Raw genomic sequence first — 16863 nt, 5'->3', positions numbered from 1 at the left:
CTTATGGATATCGGTACTATTCACAGTATTTGGACCATAGTTTTGTTCGCGAGCTTTATCGGTGTTGTGTGGTGGGCTTTCGGTAAAAGTCGTAAATCACGATTCGAAGAAGATGCAAACCTAGTATTCGCTGACGAGCAAAAACCCACCTCCGAAGAAAAAGGAGTGACTAAGTAATGACTACATTCTGGAGTCTATGGATTATTGTCATCACTGTCGGCACGTTGCTTGGTTGCGCAGCTATCCTGTATTGGTGTGTTCGCGACAAAATGGGTGTCGAAGAAGGCGAAGATATGGGACACGAGTACGATGGTATTCGTGAACTAAACAACCCACTGCCTAAGTGGTGGACTTATTTGTTCGTCGGTACGTTCGTATTTGCAGCAATCTACCTTGCGCTATATCCGGGTCTAGGTAGTTATAAAGGCCTTCTAGGCTGGCAAAGTTCGGACCAAACAGTACGTTCGATTGAAGAGTCAAAAGCATCGATTGCCGCTGCACAGAGCAACAAGTCTCTTGTACAGTATGCAAAAGAGCTAGATGACGCAGAAACTCACTTTGGTGAGGCATTCAACCGTCTAGCGAAGTCTTCGGATGGTGCGTTGCGCCCTATCCCAGAAATCGCAGCAGACAGTGAAGCAATCAAAGTAGGTCAACGTTTGTTCCTACAAAACTGCTCTCAATGTCACGGCTCAGATGCGCGTGGTCAAACTGGCTTCCCTAATCTAACGGACGATGCGTGGCTATATGGTGGTGAACCAGAAGCTATCGTAACTACTGTTATGCAAGGTCGTATCGGTCAAATGCCAGCGTGGAAAGATGCGTTGGGCGAAGATGGCGTTCGTGAAGTAGTCAGCTACACACTAAGCCTATCAGGTCGTAAAGTTAACGCACGTGAAGCAGAAGCAGGCAAAGCTCGTTTTGTAGTCTGTGCTGCGTGTCACGGTACAGACGGTAAAGGTAACCCTGCTGTAGGTGCTCCTGATCTGACTGACCAAGTTTGGCTATTTGGCGACTCTCGTGCTGCTGTGACTGAAACAGTCATGAATGGTCGTTCGGGTGTTATGCCAGCATGGAAAGACATTCTAGGTGAAGAAAAAGTACAGCTGGTTTCAGCGTACGTTTGGAGCCTAAGTAATTCCGACAAATAAGTAACATTTCAATAACAGCCCCTTGTAAGGGGCTGTCTTTTCTAGATAAATTATAATTTCTTTCTTAGTTAGCTGTTGAGAACTTTTTTATGGTAAAGCCTTGGTATAAACAATTCTGGCCGTGGTTTCTAATCGCGTTGCCGCTTATCGTTGTGATTGCAACTGTCTACAGAATTTCACTGTTATTAGACAACAAAGTCAATCTGGTTGCCGAGGATTACTATAAAAAAGGCAAGGGAATTAACGTTGATCTAACCAAGATTAATGTCGCTAAAGAATTGGGGCTAAATGCTACGGTTTCGTCTGCTGGAGACACTATTCTGATTACGCTTCAGAAAGGTCAACTGCCCCACTTTCCAGCTCTCACTGCCACTTTTACTCACCGTACTCTGCCGGATAGAGACTTTGAAAAACTCTTAACTGCCGATGCTAAAGGCACTTATCGCCTTGTATTGGACCATGATGTGCAAGGGCCTTGGTTCGTTGAACTACAGCCACATGACCAAGCGTGGATGGTTCAAGGTCGAGTCACTTTTCCAACTGAAACTGATGTAGTGTTGTTAGATTAGATTATGTGTAAGACGTGTTATCACTGCGGTGAAGATGTACCAGCCAACACGAACTTCAGCGTAGACATATTAGGTGCAGAACGGGACATGTGTTGTCCCGGCTGTGAAAGCGTGGCTCAAACCATCGTGGATAGCGGATTAGTCTCCTACTATCAATATCGAACAGCGCCGGCAGAGAAAGCCGATCTCGTCCCAGAACAATTGCGGTCGCTAATTCATTATGACAATGAAGATGTACAAGCTGAATTTGTACGGAACAACGAAGACACCAAAGAGGTGACATTGTCACTTGACGGTGTATCCTGCGCGGCTTGTGCGTGGTTAATAGAAAAACGTATGGCTGTCGAGCCTGGTGTGCTGTCTATTCGCGTTAATACAACCACCAATCGTGCTCTGCTTAAGTGGGACAAAACCAAAACACAACTCAGCCAACTGCTCTCTTCTATCCATTCTTTAGGCTACAAAGCAGCACCTTTTGAGGCCGATAAACAAGAGGCTGCTTACCACGCTACCATGAAGCAGTATCTATATCGCCTGGGTATTGCTGGCCTCGCTACCATGCAAGTTATGATGCTTGCAGTGGCATTGTATCTAGAGGTGTTTGGTGATTTAGAACCGGAATTTAAAAACTATTTCCGATGGGTCAGTTTGATATTCGCAACGCCTGTTCTTCTATATTCCGCCCTACCTTTTTATATCAATGCTTGGAAAAGTATTAGAGGTCGAACACTAGGGATGGATGTCCCTGTCTCCATCGCTCTCATTCTTGCATACGTGGCCAGTTTAGTTGCTACCGTGGCAGAAAAAGGTGAGGTGTTCTTTGAATCGATCTCTATGTTCACCTTCTTCTTGCTCGTTGGACGGTATCTAGAGATGCGTGCTCGTCGTAAGGCAGCTGCAGCAAGCGGTAACCTGCTTAAACTTGTTCCTGCGATAGCCAACAAATTAGATGGCGATCAAGTACCAGTAAAATCGCTACAAATCGGTGACCAGATCAAAGTACTACCAGGTGAACATATCCCAGCAGATGGGATCGTGCTAAGTGGTCGTATTCATATCGATGAGTCGATGCTGACTGGTGAATCTCTGCCTGTCGTTAAAAGCAAAGACGACTTTGTGTATGCAGGTACGTTGAATGGCGATGAAGCTTTCGACTTAGAAGTGCGCTCGACCAAAGCTGACTCCATGATCTCAAGCATTGTGAGGTTGCAAGATGAAGCGCAGTTAACTAAGCCCAAGATAGCTGAAATAGCCGATATCGTTGCACGCTATTTTGTGGCAATTATATTAATTATCGCTGCAGGAACATGGTTCTATTGGCATCAGACTAAGCCAGACGACGCATTCTGGATTATGTTGTCTGTCCTTGTTGCAACCTGCCCTTGTGCTCTTTCGCTGGCGACTCCTACAGCGATTACTTGCTCTAGTTCAAGAATGGGCACACTCGGTATTTTGTCTCGTAGAGGTCATGTCTTTGAGACCTTATGTAAGGTAAATCATCTTGTTGTCGATAAAACGGGAACGTTGACACATGGCGACATCGAAATTGCTAAAACCAATTTGTTTGGTGATTTATCAGAGCAGCAAGCGTTGGAGTTAGCTGCCGCTCTTGAAATTCATGCCAACCATCCTATTGCTCGCGCGTTTAAACCATACTTAAACCGTGAAATAGCGCTGAATAGCGTCGAAAACGTTATAGGTTCTGGGCTGACGGGGTATTTCGGTGATTCCTTAGTTAAAATTGGCAATGCTCCTTTTGTACTTGGTAGAACCGATAATGCTCGTAACAGCGTATACATGTCTATTAATGGTAAACATGTAGCGACATTCATCTACCGAGATCAGATTCGAAAAGAAGCTGCTGAGTTCATTGATAAGATGCGTGCGGCAGGTATAAAAACCACATTGTTAACTGGCGATACGATGGCAAATGCCGAAGTAGTTGCAAAAGAAGTGGGCATCGATGACGTGGTCGCCAGTGCTTCACCAAGTGATAAGCTGGACTATCTTAAATCTTTGGGTAGTAACGATGTATCTATGATGATCGGCGATGGTATTAATGATGCTCCAACTCTGGCGGGCGCTCACCTTTCTATTGCTATGGGTGGCGGTACAGACGTTGCTAAAGCTTCGGCAGATTTAGTGTTGCTAGGAGACCGACTTGATAAGATCTTGACTGCTCGAGAGTTAGCGATAAGAACAAGAAAGATTATTAGAGAGAACCTAGCTTGGTCTTTAGGGTATAATCTTCTCATCCTACCTCTCGCGGTTGCCGGTCTTGTCGCGCCTTACATCGCAGTAGTAGGGATGTCAGCGAGTTCTATCATCGTAGTTTCAAACTCGCTGCGCTTGCTCAAAGAAGAAGGTAAGTAACATGGAAAGCATCTACATATTGATCCCAATTGCCATTGTCTTAGTTTGTGTCGCAGTTGGTATCTTCCTATGGGCAGTAAAGAGTGAGCAGTTTGAAGATCTTGAAAGACAAGGTCACAATATTCTGTTTGATGAAGATGTAGAGCAGAAAAAGGATACCAAGAAGGATTCAAAAGAGTGACATTGGATCTATTAGGCGCCTTTACTATCGGCTTACTCGGCGCCGGCCACTGCATGGGAATGTGTGGTGGCATAGCCTCCCTCCTTTCTATCGGACAACCGAATAAAACCCCTACCACTCTTATCGTCAATTACAATCTTGGCCGTTTGATCAGTTATGCATTGATAGGTAGTGTTGTAGGTGGAACGATTGCAGGGATTGCGTCGCTTTCCCAGTTTAATCATGCACTTGCTATTTTGCGCATCATTGCAGCCGCCTTTATGGTGTTGCTTGCCTTCTACGTAGGGCGTTGGTGGAATGGCTTGTTAATTGTTGAAAAGCTGGGTCAGTCGTTATGGAAACGAATTTCACCTTTCGCAAACCAATTACTTCCTTTAAAGCACAGCAGCTATGCTATCCCCTTTGGTTTTCTTTGGGGCTGGTTGCCTTGTGGACTTGTTTATTCAACATTAACGTGGGCAGCGGTTTCTGGAAGCGCATTGGGCGGCGCCGCCACCATGTTAGCGTTTGGACTAGGTACACTGCCAGCGATGCTACTTGTTGGAACGAGCGCAACAAAATTAAAAAGCCTGCAAAATTCGCTCATATTCCGTAATATCGCAGCGATTTCTATACTTGTATATGGCCTGTATACAGGTTATGAATCGGTGATGATTTTTAACGCAAACTAATAGATGATTGTTTTATCATTGATTTTTTAGCTACCCTTAAGGGGTAATGAATGATAAAATCTTGATGTACATCAAATAGTGAAAGGTTGTTATGATTTCTGAAAAACCTGTAGCAAAACGTATTCAGTCCGGTGGCTGTGCCATCCATTGTCAAGATTGTAGTATTAGTCAGCTGTGTATCCCCTTTACTTTGAATGAATCTGAGCTCGATCAACTCGACCAAATCATTGAACGTAAAAAGCCAATTCAAAAAGGCCAAGAGCTTTTTAAAGCGGGTGATGAACTTAAGTCTCTCTATGCTATTCGCTCTGGCACAATCAAGAGCTATACCATCACAGAACAAGGTGACGAGCAAATTACAGCATTCCACCTTGCTGGTGATCTTGTAGGTTTTGACGCAATTACGGGTGATGAACACCCTAGTTTTGCACAAGCACTTGAAACATCAATGGTTTGCGAGATTCCTTACGAAATTCTAGATGATTTGTCAGGAAAAATGCCTAAGCTTCGTCAACAAATTATGCGTTTGATGTCGAACGAGATTAAAGGCGACCAAGAAATGATTCTACTGCTTTCTAAAAAGAACGCAGAGGAGCGTTTAGCCGCTTTCTTATATAATTTGTCGACACGCTTTTCTCAACGAGGCTTTAGTCCTAGAGAATTCCGTCTCACTATGACTCGTGGTGACATTGGTAACTACCTTGGTCTGACTGTCGAAACAATCAGTCGCCTATTGGGTCGCTTCCAAAAATCTGAAGTATTAAGTGTAAAGGGTAAATACATTACCATTATCGATCACGACGCTTTGATGGAAATGGCTGGCGTTACTAAAGAGTAAACTGACGTTTTTATCAGAACTCTACAACCTTTCAAAAAGTGGCTCTATGATGAGCCACTTCAAATTTCTACCTACCTGTTCTCCAATTTTTCTAAAAAAATTCATAGATTTGCGCTAAAGTTAATTTAGGTTATAGCCCAAATAGGTAGGGAGTATCTATGAGCATTTACAGTAAAATCCTCGTCGTTGCGAACCTCAATAGCGATGAGCAACCTGCCCTTGCTCGTGCGGTTCAACTTGCTAAGAAGAGTAAATCCAGAAGCCATATTTCGTTCTTCTTATCTATCTACGACTTTTCCTACGATATGACATCCATGTTATCTCATGAAGAGCGTGATGCAATGAGACGCGGTGTGATTCAGCAGCGCGAAGAATGGATGCGCAATGTTGCCAAACCGTTTATCGATGACAGTTTTGATTTCGATGTGAAAGTGGTTTGGCACAATCGCCCTTATGTCGCCATCGTAGAAGAAGTGTTTGAAGGAAAGCACGATATCGTCATTAAAGCGACGCGCAAGCACGACATCTTAGAGTCTGTCATTTTCACCCCGACAGATTGGCATTTGTTAAGAAAATGCCCAGTGCCTGTATTACTGGTTAAAAATTCAGACTGGCCAGAACACGCTAACATTATTGCATCAGTGCATGTTGGCTCTGAAAACCCAACCCACATCGATCTTAATGACTGTATGGTCAAACAGCTTGATAGTTTAACTGAACGCCTTGGCGCAACGGGTTATTTGGTTAACGCCTACCCTGTCACCCCAGCAAATATTACTATTGAGCTTCCTGAGTTCGATCCTGCAACCTATACCGATGCAGTTCGTGGCCATCATTTGACAGCGATGAAAGCTCTAAGACAAAAACACGGTTATTCAGAAGAGCATACTATTGTTGAACAAGGCTTGCCGGAAGATATCATCCCTGATGTATCACGTCAGCTTGATGCAGGTATGGTCATACTTGGTACTACTGGACGTACGGGCTTATCGGCGGTGTTCATCGGCAATACGGCTGAACATGTGATTGATAAGATAAACTGTGACGTAATGGCATTGAAACCTGAAGGTTACATCAGCCCATTAGACCCAAGCCAAGCCTGATAAGTACGTTTCCCCTATGCAGGCAGGAATAGACTTGAACAGGACATTGAATCCTTAACATGATTCTGGATTGGGAATGTATAAAGATATAAATTCAGAATGCCTACTACAGAAAAGAAAGCGCCCCTATAACGAGGGGCGCTATTTTGATTAGATTTCGTAACTAAACATTGGTCACATCAATAAACATCGATTCATCGATATTAGTTGAAGAAACTGTCGCTTCGCTAAAGTCATAAGCTTCTCGTTCCCCTTCACGATCAAGTGGGAGGTTGACGAAGTCAAATAATTCACGATCAGCTAACTGGCTTGGGCTAACGTTTTGAATCGATTTGAAGATGCTCTCTACACGCCCTGGAGTTTTCTTATCCCAATCGATCAGCATGGCCTTGATTGATTGACGCTGTAAGTTTTCTTGCGACCCACATAGGTTACAAGGAATAATAGGGAACTCTTTATGCTCTGCGTAGCGAATCAGATCTTTCTCACGGCAGTACGTCAACGGACGAATAACAACGTTACGACCGTCGTCTGAACGCAGTTTTGGTGGCATTGCTTTGAGACGGGAACCATGGAACATATTTAGGAACATGGTTTCTACAATGTCATCTAAATGGTGACCCAATGCTATTTTCGTTGCGCCAATCTTCTCAGCGAAAGAGTATAGCGTGCCGCGACGTAATCGAGAGCATAAACCACATGTTGTTTTGCCTTCAGGGATCTTCTCTTTCACTACTGAGTAAGTGTCTTTATCCACAATGTAATATGGAATGTTTAGTGTCTCAAAGTAGTCAGGCAAAATATGCTCAGGAAACCCTGGCTGTTTTTGATCTAAGTTTACGGCCACAACATCAAACTTGATAGGCGCTGCTTTTTGAAGATTTAGCAGGATATCGAGCATCGCAAATGAGTCTTTGCCACCACTAATACACGCCATTACAACATCGTTCTCTTCTATCATGTTGTAATCTATGATCGCGTTTCCAACATTTCTTCTAAGGCGCTTTTGAAGTTTGTTGAATTCTAGGGTTTCTTTTCTTGTATCTAATTGGGTCATCGCGGGCTCTCACATTGCCGACAGATGTCGACGGTTGGATTTCCTATCAAGGGTTTATCTGGGGCGTGGATTATACGAGCTTTTTTGCCATTATTAAATGGTTGTTTCAAGTTGAGTTGTACTGAGCGGATTTACAAGTGGGTTTGTAGCATAAAGAAGGATTCAATCCTCTCAGGTAAAGAGGATTGAATATTTAGAAGCTTATTTAGCTGCTGGTAGATATGGCAGTACACGCAGTGTCTGTGCTGGAAGCGTGATATAGCCATTTTCACCAATATCCGCTAGTTTGACTTGTGCTTTCCCATTCTCAATCGGTTGTACTTTACCATTAGAAAAAGCGATTGATCCAGATACGTCAGATGCAAACTCAAGTGTCACTCCTTCTACGTCAGGAGTAAACCAACTTGCAAACATGCCACCTAAGTCTTCTAACATAGTCTGCATTTGAGGCAGTAAGTTATTTATTTCACTGTAAGAGACTTCTCCCGATAAAGGCTGTTTGGTCAGTACTACCATAGAGAAATCACATCGCTTGTCCTGCGGCGTATGCACAAACACCAACGGGTTGGCTTGCTTTAGATTACTGTCTAGAGGAACGAGTAATTCATTCGCAGCGCTCGTTTGAAGATCTTCATAATGTTCTTCTTTCTCCATCCAGGCTTTTTCGATTGTACAAAGTGATTTGTTGTCTGCATCAACAAAGAAAAAACCGACTTTCACGTCTTCATGGCCTTCTTTGGCATTATTCTTCATTTGCGAATAAAGCTTTGAGTAGGTAAACATGTATTCTTGAGCTAACGTAGGCAGCGTAAATGTACTCGCCGCCAATCCCAAAAGGGCTAGATTTATTACTTTCATAAGTTATTGTTTTTGTGTCCAGAATTCTTCATTATGACGAATCATTGCTTGCAGGTCTTTGACGTATGCCTCACCTCGCTCTGAGTAACGCAATAATCCGTTCGTCATTTCCAATGCGGCTACTTCCGTTCGCGGATCTTGTCCTTTGTCTCTTATGTTGGCACGAATCTCTCTCAGTTCTTGGTAAGCACGATTACGGTTAACGTTCATAAAGTAACCATGAATTGACCCTTGCGGGGAATCAAACTTTGCAACTTCGTGTGTTTTACCTTCACTTCTTTGTAAAGGAACCAGCCCACAACCTTTGCTATAGCACCACTGACCAAAGTAATTATTGGCCTCTTTAGCAAATCGAGAAGTGCCCCAAGCTGATTCATTTGCCGCTTGAGTAAGTACAAGAGCTTCAGGAAGGACATCGACCCTGTGCAACATATCTTCAAGCCATTCTAAAGTCACTTCTGTGGGTTCGAGCGAATACAGCCTTCCTAATCGTTTAGCGGTCTCAATTTGTTCTGAGCTTAGTGAATTCTCTTGTTGTAGAGCCGTTTTCATATCCAATAATCGTTTGCGCTCTTTTTGTACACGTGCATTTTCTATTTCGACACCCGGACGCAAGTAATCAAAGAAGGTTTTCTTTTTGGTGCGCGTATCGGTAATCGTAGCTGTGTCAGGTTTGGATTCAGAAATCGGCGTTAACGTCGAGTCTAATAGCTCAGTGTCATCCTGTTTTTCATAGAAAAATAAAAAAGCGCTCCCCGACAGGAGAGCGATAATAGAAAGAATTTTGCGTGACTTACGCATCAAATACCTCTGGATTCTTATTTGGCTTGCCATCGTTTCTCGGAGGTGGTGGCGTATTGTCATCGTTATCACGATGATCCGAGTCGTCATTTGAGCCGCTGTCATCTTGAGACGCCACAATTTTCAGTTTGATGCCAAACATCTCTCGGTAAAGGATTCCCTTTACATGGAAGAAGAATGGCAAAACAAAAATTAGACCGATTCCGTAGAACATGGCCCCTGCAATAAACATCAATACTAACAGAATGTAAATTCCTGCTAGTACGAATATCTTTTTATTGACTGCTCGTAATGAAAGTAAAAGCGACTGCAATGGCGGAACTTTCTTTTCACAAATAAGCAGAATCGATTGGCTGAAAGCTAACGATAAATACATAGACAAGAACGGCAGGATCATACTAACCATCCCTTGCAGTACTAGGCTAAACAGAGTTGCAATGATCACTGGGACAGTAAACTGCAGACCTTTTGCTATATGCCGTGGCTTTGTAGTGAGTCCCGCAGCGTGGCTCATTGCCATTAACGAGATACCTGCGTAAACCGGTGCACTCACTACTTCGTAACTAAAGTTGGCGACAAATATGGCTTGAAAAATTTGTTCGTTCAAAAGAGATGGATCTTGGAACGCTTGTAAGATCACTGACGGGTCGCCAAGTTGCAATTGCAGCGCTATATAGAAGATTCCTAACTGCACAAAAATCAGTGCGATAATAGCAGGAGAGAAAGACATAAAATGCTTGGTGGTTTGCTTCCAAGCTTCTTGAAACACCGCTCCGGCTTTAAGTTCATACTGGCCGGACACCGCGCGCTCAATGCTTCCACCTAGATTGAAGTCTCTTTCAAAATCGTTTTTCATAGTATTTCCAAGTTACATCCACATCGCGAATGTGTAATTTCTTCGTTGAAAAGGCTGCGCCATTATAGCGGGAACAACAATGTATTATCACTGCTATAACCTTGCTTTCTTGTCTTTTTGGATGATAATTAACCACTTGATAAGGCGAAAATTTCGACTCAGTAAGTTCTTAACTTAGTATGGTAAATAATCTTTAGTTTTACCTGCAAAATTTTTTCTGTTTCGAGGTAAGAAAATGCTTTGAATTCACTCAATTGGTGATTATGATGCGCGCCTTAAATGTGTATAGCAACCGGCCAATTATAAAATTTCGGCCAAGGTGGAGAAAAACAGACGTTGAACGCTAAACATTCAGTAGGAACACCAGTAGTACAGCTATCAGGTGTAAGTAAAAGTTTCGATGGTAAGGAAATCATCGCGAATCTTAACTTAAACGTTAATCATGGTGAGTTTCTCACTATTTTGGGTCCTTCGGGCTGTGGTAAAACTACCGTACTTCGAATGATTGCTGGTTTTGAAACGGTTGATAATGGCCGAATTACCCTAGCTGACCAAGATGTAACGGACGTCCCTGCTGAACAGAGGCATGTAAACACCGTTTTTCAGAGCTATGCCCTATTCCCTCATATGACCGTGTTTGAAAACGTGGCATTTGGTTTGCGCATGCAGAAAGTACCTAACGCAGAAGTTGAACCACGTGTTCTCGAAGCGCTAAAAATGGTACGTCTTGAAAAGATGGCACAACGTAAGCCGCATCAGCTATCTGGTGGACAGCAACAGCGTATCGCTATAGCTCGAGCAGTTGTTAACAAACCAAAAGTATTGCTTCTCGACGAATCGTTATCTGCTCTTGATTACAAACTGCGTAAGCAAATGCAGATCGAGCTTAAGCAGCTACAACGTCAATTAGGTATTACCTTTATTTTCGTTACCCACGACCAAGAAGAAGCGTTGTCAATGTCTGACCGTATTATCGTAATGCGTGATGGTGTGATTGAACAAGACGGTTCGCCTCGCGAAATCTATGAAGAGCCTAAAAACCTGTTCGTAGCGCGCTTCATTGGCGAAATTAACGTATTTAACGCTATTGCTCGCGAGAGAATTGATGACAAGCGCATCAAAGCAGAGATCGAAGGTCAAGAGAGCATCGTCTATTACGACAAAGCGTTTGAAGCAGGAGAAAAGCTTCAAGTTCTTTTGCGTCCTGAAGATTTGCGCATTGAAGAGATCAAAGAATCTGAGAATAAAGGTATCGTTGGTCACGTTGCAGAGCGTACTTATAAAGGTATGACTTTAGATTCAGTTATCGAACTAGAATCAGGTATGCGTGTCATGGTCAGCGAATTCTTTAACGAAGATGATCCTGATGTTGACCACTCGTTAGGTCAAAAAGTGGCGGTAACTTGGGTAGAGAGCTGGGAAGTGGTGCTAAAAGATGAGCAAGAGATTTAATTTACAAAACGCCATCATCACTCTGATCGTTAGCTGGTTGGTACTGTTTGTACTCATTCCTAACGTGATGATCATTGGCACCAGTTTCTTAACCCGAGACGAAGCCAACCTCATTGAGATGACGTTTACGTTAGACAACTACGCAAGACTGTTGGACCCACTTTATGCCAAGGTGTTGTTCCATTCGTTCTACATGGCGATAGTTGCAACTTTGATTTGCTTAGTCATTGGCTATCCGTTCGCGTATATCGTCGCAAAGATGCCTGAGAAATGGCGTCCGTTTATGTTGTTCCTGGTCATCGTACCTTTTTGGACTAACTCTTTGATCCGTACTTACGGCTTGAAGATTGTGCTCGGTACACAAGGTATCTTGAACAAAAGCTTATTGGCATTAGATATTATCGACAAACCGCTACGCATCATGTACACCGAAACAGCAGTGATGATCGGCCTAGTATATATTCTGTTGCCATTTATGATTTTGCCGCTCTACTCCGCAATCGAAAAACTCGATGGTACATACATTGAGGCTGCAAAAGATTTAGGTGCTAACAAATGGCAAACGCTAACGAAAGTTATTTTGCCGCTCACTATGCCTGGCATTATTGGTGGCTGCTTGCTAGTTCTGTTGCCAGCACTTGGTATGTTCTATATCGCTGACCTACTTGGCGGTGCGAAGAACTTACTAATTGGTAACGTTATTAAGAGTCAGATTTTGAATGCACGTGATTGGCCGTTTGGTGCTGCGACGAGTATCGCTCTTACCGCTGCGATGGCAGTAATGTTGTATGCCTACTACCGAGCAGGCAAGCTCTTGAATCGTAAAGTGGAGCTAGAATAATGGGACGCGTAGTTAGATTTAGTTTTATGTCGGTAGTTTATGCGTTCTTATATCTACCGATCATCGTATTGATTGCCAACTCGTTCAATGCCAATAAATTTGGTATGAAATGGGGAGGTTGGACAACAAAGTGGTATCACGCTTTAGTCAACAACGACAGCTTAATGCAGGCAGCATGGCATTCACTTAATGTGGCTGTGTTTTCTGCAACTGCAGCTACGATAATTGGTAGCTTAACCGCAGTTGCCCTCTTCCGTTACCAGTTTAAAGGTAAAGGTGCGGTTAGCGGACTGCTGTTCATTGTCATGATGTCTCCTGACATTGTTATGGCAATCTCATTGTTGGCTATTTTCCTAGTATTGGGGGCACAACTTGGCTTCTTTAGCTTGTTAATTGCGCATATTACATTCTGTCTTCCTTTTGTTGTTGTCACTGTTTACAGCCGACTAAAGGGATTCGATGTAAAAATGCTTGAAGCTGCGAAAGACTTAGGTGCGGGTGAATGGACAATCCTGAAACAGATAATCCTGCCTCTTGCTAAACCTGCTGTTGCCGCTGGTTGGCTGTTGTCATTTACGCTTTCATTGGATGACGTTATTGTCAGCTCGTTTGTAACAGGCCCGACATACGAAATCCTACCGTTAAAGATCTACTCAATGGTAAAAGTGGGTATTTCGCCAGAGGTGAATGCACTGGCCACCATTATGTTAATTGTCTCTCTAATTCTTGTTGTTGCCTCGCAACTGCTTGCTAGAGAGAAAGTGAAATAAATCAGTAAAATCGCTATTTTATTTGCGGGAGCAGAATGGCGTCGACATTCTGCTCTTTTTCTATCTATGCCTTCGGGCAGCGTTTGTTTTGGAGCTAACGTCAATGAAAAAATGGGCTACTTTATTAGCTGGTAGTGCATGTGCACTCTCTCTACTTTCAGGAGCAGCGAGTGCTAAAGATGATCAAGAATTAGTATTTATGAACTGGGGGCCGTATATCAATAGCAGCATCCTAGAACAATTTACTAAAGAAACTGGCATTAAAGTGATCTACTCAACTTATGAGTCGAACGAAACTTTATATGCAAAGCTAAAAACGCATAACAAGGGTTACGACTTAGTTGTTCCTTCAACCTACTTCGTAGCGAAAATGCGCGATGAAGGTATGCTACAGAAAATTGACAAATCAAAGCTGTCGAATTTCAGCAACCTAGATTCTAACTACTTGGATAAGCCATACGACCCTAACAATGACTACTCTATTCCACACGTAGTTGCGATTACAGGTTTAGCCGTCAATACAGACATGTATGACCCAGAAGAGTTTACTAGCTGGGCTGACCTTTGGAAACCAGAGCTAGAAGGTCAATTGATGCTTATGGATGATACTCGTGAAGTATTCCATATTGCTTTACGTAAACTTGGTTACTCGGGTAACACCACGGATAAAGCACAGATCGACGAGGCGTACACCGAATTACAAAAACTGATGCCAAACGTATTGGTATTTAACTCTGATAACCCAGGTGCACCATACATGTCTGGCGAAGTTGGTGTTGGTATGCTTTGGAACGGTTCAGCCGCTGCAGCGCAAAACGAAGGACTTCCAATCAAGCTTGTATTCCCTAAAGAAGGTGGCATTGGTTGGGTAGACAATTTCGCAATTAGCTCTGGAGCGAGAAACGTCGAAGCGGCTCATAAGATGATAGATTTCTTGCTGCGTCCTGAAATTGCTGAACAAATTTCTCGAGATACTGGTTACTTAACAGCCGTTAAAGCATCAAATGAAAAGTTCAAGGACAGCCCTGCTCTATTCCCTTCTCAAGAAGACTTAGATCGCGTTGAATGGCAAGACGCTGTTGGTGATAAAACTGTGGTTTATGAAGATTATTTCTTGAAGCTCAAAGCTGGTCAGTAACTCATAGCGAAATTGACAAAAAGGTGGCATTTGCCACCTTTTTTCATGATTGAGCTGCTATATCATTCTAAACGTTTAATTTTTGTAAATTCCTACATAGAGTATTCAATCATTGACTGATATAATGTTGTGATGCACATCAAATAATGATGGCGTGCAAAGTAATATAGGAACCCCTACTTTCCTATATTGTCATGTCTCCTAGAGACTCTTTGTCTACCAATACAAACGGAAAAGTAATGAAAAGCAAATTGTATGCAGGCGCACTTTGTGCGGCGACTCTTCTCACTACCCCGGCGTTTGCAGCCAACGAAGAACTTTACTTCTACAACTGGTCTGAATACATTCCTAGCGAAGTACTAGAAGACTTTACCAAAGAAACTGGTATCAAAGTCATCTACTCTACTTATGAATCCAACGAAAGCATGTACGCTAAGCTAAAGACCCAAGGTTCAGGTTACGATCTTGTCGTACCATCGACCTACTTCGTGTCTAAGATGCGTAAAGAAGGCATGCTTCAAGAGATTGATAAAGAAAAACTTACTCACTTTAAAGATTTGGATCCTAATTATTTAGACAAACCTTTTGATCCAGATAACAAATACTCAATCCCTTATATCTGGGGTGCAACCGGTATTGGTATCAATACTGACATGCTTGATAAATCAGCAGTAAGCTCTTGGGATGACCTTTGGGATCCTCAGTGGGAAGGCCAGTTGATGATGATGGATGACTCTCGTGAAGTATTCCATATTGCATTGACTAAATTAGGTTATTCACCGAATACTACAAATCCAGACGAAATCAAAGCAGCGTATGAAGAACTAAGAAAGCTAGTACCAAACGTTTTGGTGTTTAACTCTGATTTCCCTGCTAACCCGTACCTTGCTGGTGAAGTGTCACTTGGCATGCTATGGAACGGTTCAGCGTACATGGCCCGTCAAGAAGGTGCGTCAATTGATATTGTTTGGCCTGAGAAAGGTGCAATTTTCTGGATGGACAGTCTTGCTATCCCTTCAGGCGCCAAAAACGTTGATGCTGCACACAAGATGATCGACTTCTTATTGCGTCCAGAAAATGCAGCGAAAATTGCTTTAGAGATTGGCTATCCGACTCCAGTTAAGACGGCTTATCCTCTACTTCCAAAAGAGTTTGCTAACGATCCAAACGTGTTCCCACCACAAGAAGTGATGGATTCAGGTACATGGCAAGATGAAGTTGGCGAAGCTGGTGCGCTGTACGAAGAGTACTTCCAAAAGCTAAAAGTAGACAACTAAGCACAGTTTTTTCAATGAATAATAAAATAGCCCTCAAGTACGAGGGCTATTTTTATTTAAGTCGACAATCGATGACCTTATGAAGCTGCCTTATCTTCGGTCTGTAACGCTAAAATCTCTCTGACCAGTTTTGGCACTTCTATGCTTGCCTTGCCATAGCGCTTCTCTTCAAACTCACTTTGAACCGCACTAGGTTCTAAGTTAATTTCAATCGTATGCGCGCCATGCATTTTTGCGTCATGGACAAAACCTGCTGCAGGATAAACTACCCCAGAGGTACCTATAGATATGAACAAGTCTGCTTTTTCTAATGCCGCATAGATATCACCCATTTTTAACGGCATTTCGCCAAACCAAACTATATGAGGGCGCATTTGTGATGGAATCTGGCAACAATGGCACAAATCACCCGTTTCGATGTCATTCACCATTTCGACGACCTGCCCTGACTCAGAGCAGCGAGCACGAAGCAACTCTCCGTGCATATGGATGATATTCTCACTACCGCCACGCTCATGAAGGTTATCGATGTTTTGTGTGATAACCGTTACTGTCCCCTCTAACTGCCTTTCTAGGTCCCCAAGAGCAATATGAGCCGCATTAGGTCGGATATCGGTTTGTTGAAGCTTCTGACGTCGTTGATTGTAGAAGCTTTGGACTAACTCTGGGTTTCTCGCAAATCCTTCAGGGGTCGCTACATCTTCGATGCGATGATTTTCCCAAAGTCCATCTTGTGCACGAAAAGTCTGTATTCCTGATTCTGCCGAAATACCTGCCCCGGTTAAAACGACAACATTTTTATAGGGAAACTTCATAAACACTCCTTGTGCTGACTTATCGTTGTTTTAATAAGAGTAACACGGAAGCAATAACAACAGTAGTTTTGGGGATTAGACCATAGTCTAAATTTACTTAGATTCAGTAAGT

General features: G+C 43.0%; 18 protein-coding genes. 13 read left to right on the top strand and 5 right to left on the bottom strand.

The window, feature by feature from the left end; translation table 11 throughout:
* Positions 1-3 precede the first annotated feature (3 nt).
* The 8 genes from L2W36_RS16635 (at position 4) to uspE (ending at position 6886) form a co-directional block, all read left to right on the top strand.
* Complete coding sequence (locus tag L2W36_RS16635) at positions 4-177, top strand: cbb3-type cytochrome oxidase subunit 3 (RefSeq protein WP_006074494.1); 174 nt, start codon at positions 4-6, stop codon at positions 175-177.
* A complete protein-coding gene (gene ccoP, locus L2W36_RS16630; RefSeq protein WP_006074493.1) occupies positions 177-1151 on the top strand; it encodes a cytochrome-c oxidase, cbb3-type subunit III in 975 nt (324 codons plus the stop codon). The genes L2W36_RS16635 and ccoP overlap by 1 nt, the downstream gene beginning before the upstream one ends.
* Before the next feature lie 89 nt (positions 1152-1240).
* A complete protein-coding gene (locus L2W36_RS16625) occupies positions 1241-1720 on the top strand; it encodes a FixH family protein (RefSeq protein WP_062460436.1) in 480 nt (159 codons plus the stop codon).
* Positions 1721-1723: 3 nt separating this feature from the next.
* A complete protein-coding gene (locus L2W36_RS16620; RefSeq protein WP_236110654.1) occupies positions 1724-4093 on the top strand; it encodes a heavy metal translocating P-type ATPase in 2370 nt (789 codons plus the stop codon).
* Between the two features lies 1 nt (position 4094).
* Positions 4095-4274: a cbb3-type cytochrome oxidase assembly protein CcoS gene (gene ccoS / locus L2W36_RS16615; RefSeq protein ID WP_006074487.1), complete on the top strand. Its 180-nt coding sequence runs from the start codon at positions 4095-4097 to the stop codon at positions 4272-4274.
* Positions 4271-4945, top strand: coding sequence for a sulfite exporter TauE/SafE family protein (locus tag L2W36_RS16610; RefSeq protein ID WP_236110653.1), 675 nt, complete (start codon positions 4271-4273; stop codon positions 4943-4945). The genes ccoS and L2W36_RS16610 overlap by 4 nt, the downstream gene beginning before the upstream one ends.
* 91 nt (positions 4946-5036) lie before the next feature.
* The gene (locus tag L2W36_RS16605) at positions 5037-5783 is read left to right on the top strand and encodes an FNR family transcription factor (RefSeq protein ID WP_006074485.1); all 747 of its coding nucleotides are present in this window, start codon (positions 5037-5039) and stop codon (positions 5781-5783) included.
* A 158-nt stretch (positions 5784-5941) separates the two neighbouring features.
* Positions 5942-6886 carry a universal stress protein UspE gene (gene uspE, locus L2W36_RS16600; RefSeq protein ID WP_006074483.1) on the top strand — a complete coding sequence of 315 codons (945 nt, stop codon included), beginning with the start codon at positions 5942-5944 and terminating at the stop codon, positions 6884-6886.
* Positions 6887-7049: 163 nt separating this feature from the next.
* Here uspE and ttcA read toward each other — a convergent pair whose 3' ends face one another.
* The 4 genes from ttcA to L2W36_RS16580 all read right to left on the bottom strand — a co-directional run bounded on the left by ttcA (position 7050) and on the right by L2W36_RS16580 (position 10458).
* Positions 7050-7943, bottom strand: a complete 894-nt coding sequence (gene ttcA / locus L2W36_RS16595; protein WP_038230545.1) for a tRNA 2-thiocytidine(32) synthetase TtcA — start codon at positions 7941-7943, stop codon at positions 7050-7052.
* 201 nt (positions 7944-8144) lie between these two features.
* Positions 8145-8801, bottom strand: coding sequence for a DUF2987 domain-containing protein (locus L2W36_RS16590; RefSeq protein ID WP_236110652.1), 657 nt, complete (start codon positions 8799-8801; stop codon positions 8145-8147).
* Between the two features lie 3 nt (positions 8802-8804).
* On the bottom strand, positions 8805-9602 hold the full coding sequence (locus L2W36_RS16585; RefSeq protein ID WP_236110650.1) for a glucosaminidase domain-containing protein: 798 nt from the start codon (positions 9600-9602) through the stop codon (positions 8805-8807).
* Positions 9595-10458, bottom strand: coding sequence for a hypothetical protein (locus L2W36_RS16580; protein ID WP_088877325.1), 864 nt, complete (start codon positions 10456-10458; stop codon positions 9595-9597). Before L2W36_RS16580 ends, L2W36_RS16585 begins: the two co-directional genes overlap by 8 nt.
* Before the next feature lie 336 nt (positions 10459-10794).
* On the opposite strand from L2W36_RS16580, the gene potA reads away from it, so the two are divergent.
* From potA to L2W36_RS16555, 5 genes are all read left to right on the top strand, one after another.
* The gene (potA, locus tag L2W36_RS16575; protein WP_038230549.1) at positions 10795-11910 is read left to right on the top strand and encodes a spermidine/putrescine ABC transporter ATP-binding protein PotA; all 1116 of its coding nucleotides are present in this window, start codon (positions 10795-10797) and stop codon (positions 11908-11910) included.
* On the top strand, positions 11894-12751 hold the full coding sequence (gene potB / locus L2W36_RS16570; protein WP_006075155.1) for a spermidine/putrescine ABC transporter permease PotB: 858 nt from the start codon (positions 11894-11896) through the stop codon (positions 12749-12751). Before potA ends, potB begins: the two co-directional genes overlap by 17 nt.
* Positions 12751-13521: a spermidine/putrescine ABC transporter permease PotC gene (gene potC / locus L2W36_RS16565; protein WP_006075154.1), complete on the top strand. Its 771-nt coding sequence runs from the start codon at positions 12751-12753 to the stop codon at positions 13519-13521. The genes potB and potC overlap by 1 nt, the downstream gene beginning before the upstream one ends.
* A gap of 103 nt (positions 13522-13624) precedes the next feature.
* A complete protein-coding gene (locus tag L2W36_RS16560; RefSeq protein WP_006075153.1) occupies positions 13625-14659 on the top strand; it encodes an extracellular solute-binding protein in 1035 nt (344 codons plus the stop codon).
* 239 nt (positions 14660-14898) lie between these two features.
* A complete protein-coding gene (locus tag L2W36_RS16555; protein ID WP_006075152.1) occupies positions 14899-15936 on the top strand; it encodes an extracellular solute-binding protein in 1038 nt (345 codons plus the stop codon).
* 77 nt (positions 15937-16013) lie between these two features.
* On the opposite strand, the gene cobB is transcribed toward L2W36_RS16555, so the two are convergent.
* Positions 16014-16751: a Sir2 family NAD+-dependent deacetylase gene (gene cobB, locus L2W36_RS16550; RefSeq protein WP_006075151.1), complete on the bottom strand. Its 738-nt coding sequence runs from the start codon at positions 16749-16751 to the stop codon at positions 16014-16016.
* Positions 16752-16863: the final 112 nt, after the last annotated feature.

Source organism: Vibrio sp. McD22-P3 (genome assembly GCF_021568915.1).
Lineage (GTDB): Bacteria > Pseudomonadota > Gammaproteobacteria > Enterobacterales > Vibrionaceae > Vibrio > Vibrio mediterranei.
This window is presented reverse-complemented; position numbering and strand designations above follow the sequence as displayed.